Here is a 7,276-nt window from a genome sequence, read left to right as displayed (position 1 = left end):
GATAGTCTAGGTGAGGACGACCGCCACGACTGATGACTTTATCTTTACGACTGAATAACTCTGACAACAAAGGAAGAAAGATATTCCAATCCATAACGGCATCCAAACGTTCTAAGGGATTGCCTTTTTCTGATAGTTTTGACAAGATTTTTTCATCGTCTGTGAATAAATGCATGACAGCTCTCCTCATTACTTTTTATTCTATTATCTCATTTTGGGGAAATTTAGGAAGTTTTTAGAGGTCCCCTCATTTTGTTTATCTTTTATTACTTCGTTAACTCGTCTTGTGTAATTGAACTCGGGCTACGAGCTGTGTAAAAGAGAGCGATAACTGTTTCAGTTTTAGCTGATGATGGTTCTTTAGGAAATAGGCTCAAAACCTCCACAGGAGCTTTTTACTCAGCAAGGTGAATGAACGACGTCAGAATTTGATTTTTGACGAGTATGAAGAACACGAAACGACTATAAAAAGAGAGCGGATAAGCCCGATCTTGAAATGGGCTTATCCGCTCTTCTTTTTGTTGTTACATAAGTAATAGTTGATGACTATCAAGCTACAAAGACCTCGTCCGAACTCAATTCTCAAGAGCTTCGTGACATAGGATGAAAAGGTTACTGGGCTTCCAGGGCTGCAACAAGGTCTGTTGCGAATTTTTCGAGATGGGCAATGTCGTCTTCTTCAGCTGCCAAGTCAACCTTGACATTTTCCGCTCCCTTGGTTGCACCGCGTGACGCCAACATAAGGTCAAAGTCGTCAACGGATTTACAGAAGTCTTCATAGAAGGTATCACCTGACCCGCAGACACCGTAGATTTTTCCGGTCAAGTCGTAGTCAGCTAGGTCTGAATAGAAATCAACGATTTCATCAGGTAATTCCCCATCTCCACCGTAAGAATAGGTATAGGTCGCCACGATAATGATATCTGCGTCTAAAATTTCTTCGGTTTCGACAGTCGTACATTCATCATTGTGCACTTCAAGACCGAGTTCCTCGAGTTTCGTCGCAACAATATCGGCAATCTCTTCGGTATTGCCTGTCATACTAGCGTAGACAATTTTTGCCAGTGCCATAAGTTCCTCCAAAAATAATGATAGCCCTAGTATACCACATTCTCTAAATTTTCAAAAGCGCCACTTTTATGATAGAATGAAAAAAGGAGTGTGTAGTATGTTAGAGATGATTTTAGAAAAAATAAAAGAATATCAGACTATTCTGATTCACCGCCACATGCGGCCTGATCCAGATGCCTTAGGCAGTCAGGTAGGCTTACAAGCCTTGTTACAAAAAAACTTCCCTGAAAAGACCATTAAGGTGACAGGCTATACAGAGCCTAACCTTGCCTGGCTAGCACAGATGGAGACAGTTGAAGATAGTGAATATCAGGGAGCCTTGGTCATTGTGACAGATACCGCCAATCAAGCGCGAATTGATGACCAGCGATACAGGCAGGGAGATTTTCTGATCAAGATAGACCATCATCCTAATGATGAGGTCTACGGTGACCTTTCTTGGGTGGATACCAAGGCGAGTTCATGCAGCGAGATGATTGCGCATTTTGCCTTGGAACTGGGCTTGGAAATAGATAGCGACATTGCCTATCTCTTATATGCTGGTATTGTGGGAGATACAGGACGTTTTCTCTATCCTGCAACCTCTGCCAAGACCTTTGAAATTGTAGCTAAACTTCGCCAGTATGATTTTGATTTTGCAGGTCTTTCACGCCAGATGGATTCGGTGGATTATAGTGTTGCAAAGCTTATTGGCTATGTCTATGACCATTTAGAAGTAGATGAAAATGGTGCTGCGCGTGTGGTCTTGAACCAAGCCCTGCTCAAAGAATACGGTATCGGAGACGCTGATACAGCCTTTATCGTAGGAGTACCGGGGCGTATCAATACCATTAAAAATTGGGGTGTCTTTGTGGAACAGGCAGATGGTTCCTATCGGGTGCGCTTGCGGAGTAAGTTTCTTCCGATCAATGAGATTGCGAAACGTCATCATGGAGGCGGTCATCCATTAGCCAGTGGGGCAAATTCCTATTCCTTGGAAGAAAATGAAGAAATCTATCGCGAGTTACAGCAGGTAGTAGCAGATGCAAGCAAGTAGTCGCTGCATTCGCCTTATGGGGACGCTGATTGAGGTCAAAATCTGGCATCAGGAGCCCGAACATATTTTAGACCAAGTAGAAGCGCTTCTATATCTTTATAAGGAGCGTTTTTCAGCCAATGATTTGACCTCTGAACTCATGGAAGTTAATCTCAATGCAGGGGTGCAGGCAGTGCCGGTGGCAGCTGACTTGTTTGACTTGATTGCGCTTGGAAAGCACCACAGTTGCGCTCCCCACAGTCGACTGAATATCACGATTGGTCCCTTGGTTCAAGCCTGGCGGATTGGCTTTACAGATGCGCGCGTGCCTAGTCAGGAGGAGATTGAGGAAAAACGAGCTTTGATCAATCCCTGGGATATTGAATTAGATGAAGATGAGCAGTCTATCTATCTCAAAAAAGAAGGGATGGCGATTGATCTTGGTGCCCTTGCTAAGGGCTATGTTGCGGATCGTATTGTTGAACACTTAGAGAGGATGGGAGTGTCAAGCGGTCTTATCAATCTTGGTGGAAATGTGCGAACCTTTGGTAACGCCCATCATCATGCAGATGGATTGTGGCGAATCGGTCTTCAAGATCCAAAACTTCCCCGCGGAAACAATCTTGTGCTGTTAAAACAGGCTGTAGGATCGGTCGTGACATCGGGCATCTATGAGCGGACGTTGACCTATGAGGGAAAGACCTATCACCATATCCTTGATCGTCAGACGGGCTACCCTGTTGCCAGCGATCTAGCTAGTTTGACCATTGTTTCTAAGGAATCAATCGATGGCGAAATATGGACGACCCGTTTGTTTGGTAGTGCTCTTCAGGATATCTATCAAGGAGTGGTAGGAGAAGCAGGGCTAGAAGCCATTATCATTACAAAGGACGATCGAGTGATGATCACACCGGGCTTACAGGGCTGTATCCTGTTGCGAGACAAGGAGCAGACCAAGGAAGTCAGCTATCAAGTGAGGGACAGGCTGGATACGAGATACTTGGAGACAGACACAGATGCCGGAGCCTCCCAAGGAGCTTTTGGAGCTAAGATGCCGACAGATGCTAGTTCAGGAGCCTCTATTCAGTAAAAAAAATGATAGTAAGTCTTGCTAAGGTAAGGAAAGTATGATAGACTATATAAGTATTATCTATGGCTCGGAAAGAGATCATGGCAGAAAGGAATTTTAAAATGAAAAAAGATATCCATCCAGAATATCGCACTGTTGTCTTCATGGACACGACTACTGGCTACAAGTTCCTTAGCGGTTCTACAAAGAACTCTAAAGAAACTATCGAATTTGAAGGTGAAACATACCCATTGATTCGTGTGGAAATTTCATCAGACTCACACCCATTCTACACTGGACGTCAAAAATTCACTCAAGCAGATGGACGTGTGGATCGTTTCAACAAAAAATACGGTCTCAAATAATCAACCGCATTTATTACTTAAGAACGTTGGTACAAAGCCATTTCCAAGATTTTGGAAGTGGTTTTTTGGTACTTTGATTGCCAAAATGATTGCCATATTTCTAAAAACTCATATACTGAGCAAATTTTTGAGCTGTTTCTTCCTTGGCTTGTTCAGAGACATGAGCGTAGATATTCATTGTAGTTTTAATATCTTCATGCCCTAATCTCTCTTGAACTTCTTTAATGGTAGCACCAGCTTCAAAAAGCAAACTACAGTGAGTATGCCTGAAACCATGAGGGGTTATCTTTTTCAAGTTGTATTTGTTTAGAATCGTACGCAAATGATAATTGATGAAATCAAAGCTATGAGGTGTGCCGTCTAATTTCGTAAATAGTAAATCTTCATCTTTTAATCTTTTTGGAAAGATTTCTTTTTGCTTTTTCAGTTTCCACTTTTTCAAAGATTGCACTGTAACAGAGTCAAGAGCAATTACTCGCTTGCTTTTCCTTGTCTTAGGAGTTTGGAAAATCATCTGATTATTTTCTCCATAAACTATGGTCTGGTTAACTGATAATGATGAGTGTGATATATCAGTATCTTTCCATCGTAAAGCCATGAGTTCACTCTTCCTTAAGCCAGTATAGGCTAATAAGCGAAAAATGACAGCCAGCTCTTCATCTTCTTTTTGAGTACATTCTAAAAACTCTTGTAGTTCAGTTTTATTGTAAAAATTTCTCTCTTTATTTTCCTCCTCATCAATGATAGCCTTCCTTCTAGGTTTGATTATTTTCTTCATGGGATTATCTGTAATGTAGCCCTGATTTATAGCATAATCAAGTATGCTTTTTGTCATTCCCATGAAATTAGCATACTTCACGTATCCATCAAACCATTTATTAATTTGCTGTTGACAGAATTGTACTGAAATCTTATCTACCAAGTACTTACCAAAGATAGGGAGAATGTGTAGCTCTGCCTGTGCTTTTTGTCTGACGAAGGTGCTTTCTTTTACAGTATTTCTATAATGAGCTAGCCATAATTCATAAACATCTTCAAATTTAATTCTTTTGGGAGAATCTTCTAAGCCTAACTCTTTTACCTTTAGCAGTAGTTGGCTTTCTGCTAGCCTTGCTTCTTTAGCTGTCTTAAATCCACGTTTACAAGCTTTTTTAGGCTTGCCAGTTCTCTCATCAATCCCCATGTAGGCATGATACATATAGCGAACTGAGCCATCTTTTAAAGTGTATTTTTTAATCATTGTGTATTCCTTTCTTTGTGCTTGTCGGCATATAAAAGGAATAGGTATATTTTTTTTTGGGGGGGGGCTATAAGGGGAAATTAATATCTAGTTTAAAGTTCTTTTCGAAGTAGTCATTATTATCTAGGAGATAGGCTTGTATTTGCTGACTAATCGATGTCCTAAACTCAATGTTTATAGATTCAAAAATCTCTTTAGCTAGTAAATCTCCATTCGGGAAAAAGAGTTCTAGCTTAATACATTTATCATCAAGAGAGGTACCATCATTTTTAATTAGATTGTAACCTAGTGTCTCTACTCCAGTCAATTCAATAGTATGAAGTTCTTTTCCATATTTATTAACATTGATGAAACATTTTGATAGATTATAAATCTCATTAGACACTACTTGTTCAGTGGTATTTCTTACGACTTCTGTAGTTTCAAACTCTTCTTCTGTGAGCTGAAAATAGTTAAATGAAAAATCATAAGGGATATAGGAGAAGAACTCATTAGGGGTTACTTTAAGAGCATTGCACAATATGTTAACAACTTCCATACTAATTTTGTCTGTACTATTGTTAGCGATTTTATTAATTGTCGAGCGAGCTATACCAGTCTCATTAGATAAGTGTAAAACTTTTATGCTCCGTTCGGCTAAAAGTTTTTTCAAATTATTTTTAATCATTTATTATTCCTCCATGTTAAATTGTATTGTAAAGAACTCATTTTGTCAACAATATAAACAAAAAACATTTTTTTGGACAAAATCTATTGACTTGTAAAAACAAATATTGTAAAATAAATTCACTTTTTGAAGTCTTAGAGATACAAAAAGTGATTTTTAAGAAAGGAGATTTAAATGGAGAATAACTTTAGATTGCTGTTGGCACAACAAAAGAAGACCATTTCTGACATTCATAGGCAAACAGGTATTTCACGAACTACCTTAGTTTCTCTATATTATGAGAAAGATGTAGATATTCGTTTTTCTACACTAAAGAAGATTGCAGAATGTTTAGATATATCGATTAACGACTTAGTTTGTTGATTATTCAGTTATAGAAATGGAGGTGGAATAATGGAAAGTTTCTTACTGAAAATGCTAGTCAAGAACTAGTCAAGGGGATTCTAGAAATGGCAGATAAAATAGCTACACAGAAGCTAGAAGCTTTACAGCGAAAACCGATTAAACAAAAAGAGCTCATGGAGCTCTATGGGTTTGATTACAAATACTTAAATAAACTCAAAGCCTTGGGCTTACGTGGTAGGCGACAAGGCAAAGCTATCTATTATGACTTAAAAGATGTAGATAGCATATTAGAGCACTTAAAGCAGTAAAAGTCTTGTCGGCATATAGAAGGAGTGCTCAATTCATGGAAGGGGATGGTATTAATGTGAAATTAGTAAATTATCAGCGTGCAAAAAAGAGCTAGTTAAACTAACTCTTTTGTATATGAGTAAGAAAAACTACTTGATTCCTGACTCCAATGTAGTTCTCTTACTCCATTATAACATTAATTGTTAAAATTAAGGAGTATTGCATGAAAAATAAATAATTTGAATAGCTTTAATATGCTTTGTTAAAGATAAGATAAGAGGATTTATCATTTTGTGATGGAATGGTTAGTGAAATAGAAAAGGGGGAAGTGATGTACCTTAGCGAAGAGAAAGAGACACTTATACGATATGATGAGTTAGATAAGTGCTGGTACTTTGAAAGTAATGTTCGCAAACATATCAATAAGATTTTGAAATTGGAATCATATTTTGAAACGATTACCAAAGAGGTAGAAGGAGGTAAGATAATCTCTGTATCAGCAAAGTTATCTGACCTTGATAATTATTCTGTGCATCCTTTTGTGAGAATTAAGAGGAAGCTATCTCAGAGTGAGAAGACTAGATTGACTAGGCATTTTCAGTCAGAAAATAGTCAAAAATGTCCAGAAAATAGGACAAAATTTAAAACAATAAACATTCAGTGATAGTTTGTTAGAACTGTAGTCTTATTGTAAAAATCAGCCAAATAATTGCATTATGTTTACATTAAGCAGAGAAAGTGAGATGGAAATGAGGAAAGAGATTATTTCTTCATTTCCATCTTATCTAGAGAATATTGTTTCAATTAATAAAGGAGGTATTATTTATAATGGGAAATCGTAGAATGATGAGCAAGACAGTTACACAGACACAGCGTTTTTTAACGTTACCGCTTGAAGCACAGGCTTTCTATTTTCATATGTTGCAAAATACAGATGATGATGGAGTATGTGAGGCATATATGATATTAAGGTTGACAGGTTTAACGGAAGATATTCTAGATATACTGGAAGAGGCAGAACTTGTAAAACAATTAAATGATGAATTAGTTTATCATATAACTGATTTCCATGAGCAGAATTACATAGATATGCGTAGGTATAACGAATCTAAATATGTAGGACTTTTATATGAATACGATATATTAACAACTAAAGAATATCATGACCTATCTTAAACAGATGTGGCAGGGCAGTCACAGGTCATTGACATGTCCA

Annotated in this window: 9 protein-coding genes and 2 pseudogenes; 7 read left to right on the top strand and 4 right to left on the bottom strand. The window is 38.0% G+C overall.

The window, feature by feature from the left end; genetic code table 11:
• Positions 1–175: pseudogene (locus tag BU200_RS10940) on the bottom strand (IS5/IS1182 family transposase); the annotation flags it as partial.
• A 437-nt stretch (positions 176–612) separates the two neighbouring features.
• Positions 613–1,071 (bottom strand): flavodoxin, encoded by a 459-nt coding sequence (locus BU200_RS06420; protein ID WP_075099391.1) that lies wholly within the window; start codon positions 1,069–1,071, stop codon positions 613–615.
• Positions 1,072–1,168: 97 nt separating this feature from the next.
• On the opposite strand from BU200_RS06420, the gene BU200_RS06415 reads away from it, so the two are divergent.
• From BU200_RS06415 to BU200_RS06405, 3 genes and pseudogenes are all read left to right on the top strand, one after another.
• Positions 1,169–2,107 carry a DHH family phosphoesterase gene (locus tag BU200_RS06415; RefSeq protein WP_089503555.1) on the top strand — a complete coding sequence of 313 codons (939 nt, stop codon included), beginning with the start codon at positions 1,169–1,171 and terminating at the stop codon, positions 2,105–2,107.
• Positions 2,094–3,005 (top strand): annotated as a pseudogene (locus tag BU200_RS06410) (FAD:protein FMN transferase); the annotation flags it as partial. The gene BU200_RS06415 and the pseudogene BU200_RS06410, both read left to right, overlap by 14 nt.
• A 272-nt stretch (positions 3,006–3,277) precedes the next feature.
• Positions 3,278–3,520, top strand: a complete 243-nt coding sequence (locus tag BU200_RS06405; RefSeq protein ID WP_067091298.1) for a type B 50S ribosomal protein L31 — start codon at positions 3,278–3,280, stop codon at positions 3,518–3,520.
• 100 nt (positions 3,521–3,620) lie between these two features.
• On the opposite strand, the gene BU200_RS06400 is transcribed toward BU200_RS06405, so the two are convergent.
• On the bottom strand, positions 3,621–4,760 hold the full coding sequence (locus BU200_RS06400; protein WP_075099387.1) for a site-specific integrase: 1,140 nt from the start codon (positions 4,758–4,760) through the stop codon (positions 3,621–3,623).
• 67 nt (positions 4,761–4,827) lie between these two features.
• Positions 4,828–5,427 carry a helix-turn-helix domain-containing protein gene (locus BU200_RS06395; protein ID WP_075099386.1) on the bottom strand — a complete coding sequence of 200 codons (600 nt, stop codon included), beginning with the start codon at positions 5,425–5,427 and terminating at the stop codon, positions 4,828–4,830.
• Positions 5,428–5,601: 174 nt separating this feature from the next.
• On the opposite strand from BU200_RS06395, the gene BU200_RS06390 reads away from it, so the two are divergent.
• The 4 genes from BU200_RS06390 to BU200_RS06375 all read left to right on the top strand — a co-directional run bounded on the left by BU200_RS06390 (position 5,602) and on the right by BU200_RS06375 (position 7,236).
• Positions 5,602–5,790 (top strand): helix-turn-helix domain-containing protein, encoded by a 189-nt coding sequence (locus BU200_RS06390; protein ID WP_075099385.1) that lies wholly within the window; start codon positions 5,602–5,604, stop codon positions 5,788–5,790.
• A gap of 86 nt (positions 5,791–5,876) precedes the next feature.
• A complete protein-coding gene (locus BU200_RS06385) occupies positions 5,877–6,080 on the top strand; it encodes a helix-turn-helix domain-containing protein (protein ID WP_083609374.1) in 204 nt (67 codons plus the stop codon).
• A 308-nt stretch (positions 6,081–6,388) separates the two neighbouring features.
• A complete protein-coding gene (locus BU200_RS11480) occupies positions 6,389–6,724 on the top strand; it encodes a hypothetical protein (RefSeq protein WP_075099392.1) in 336 nt (111 codons plus the stop codon).
• A gap of 164 nt (positions 6,725–6,888) precedes the next feature.
• Positions 6,889–7,236, top strand: a complete 348-nt coding sequence (locus BU200_RS06375) for a class-II aminoacyl-tRNA synthetase family protein (protein WP_075099383.1) — start codon at positions 6,889–6,891, stop codon at positions 7,234–7,236.
• Positions 7,237–7,276: the final 40 nt, after the last annotated feature.

The sequence above is a fragment of the Streptococcus acidominimus genome (assembly GCF_001921825.1).
GTDB classification, from domain to species: domain Bacteria; phylum Bacillota; class Bacilli; order Lactobacillales; family Streptococcaceae; genus Streptococcus; species Streptococcus acidominimus.
Note: the sequence above shows the minus strand (reverse complement) of the source record. Positions and strands in the feature narration are given on the sequence as shown.

Excerpts from the sequence above, each read along its gene's own strand:
- BU200_RS06415 (WP_089503555.1), top strand. The coding sequence starts at position 1,169 with ATGTTAGAGATGATTTTAGAAAAAATAAAAGAATATCAGACTATTCTG.
- BU200_RS06400 (WP_075099387.1), bottom strand. The coding sequence starts at position 4,760 with ATGATTAAAAAATACACTTTAAAAGATGGCTCAGTTCGCTATATGTAT.
- BU200_RS06385 (WP_083609374.1), top strand. The coding sequence starts at position 5,877 with ATGGCAGATAAAATAGCTACACAGAAGCTAGAAGCTTTACAGCGAAAA.
- BU200_RS06395 (WP_075099386.1), bottom strand. The coding sequence starts at position 5,427 with ATGATTAAAAATAATTTGAAAAAACTTTTAGCCGAACGGAGCATAAAA.
- BU200_RS06390 (WP_075099385.1), top strand. The coding sequence starts at position 5,602 with ATGGAGAATAACTTTAGATTGCTGTTGGCACAACAAAAGAAGACCATT.
- BU200_RS06420 (WP_075099391.1), bottom strand. The coding sequence starts at position 1,071 with ATGGCACTGGCAAAAATTGTCTACGCTAGTATGACAGGCAATACCGAA.
- BU200_RS06405 (WP_067091298.1), top strand. The coding sequence starts at position 3,278 with ATGAAAAAAGATATCCATCCAGAATATCGCACTGTTGTCTTCATGGAC.
- BU200_RS06375 (WP_075099383.1), top strand. The coding sequence starts at position 6,889 with ATGGGAAATCGTAGAATGATGAGCAAGACAGTTACACAGACACAGCGT.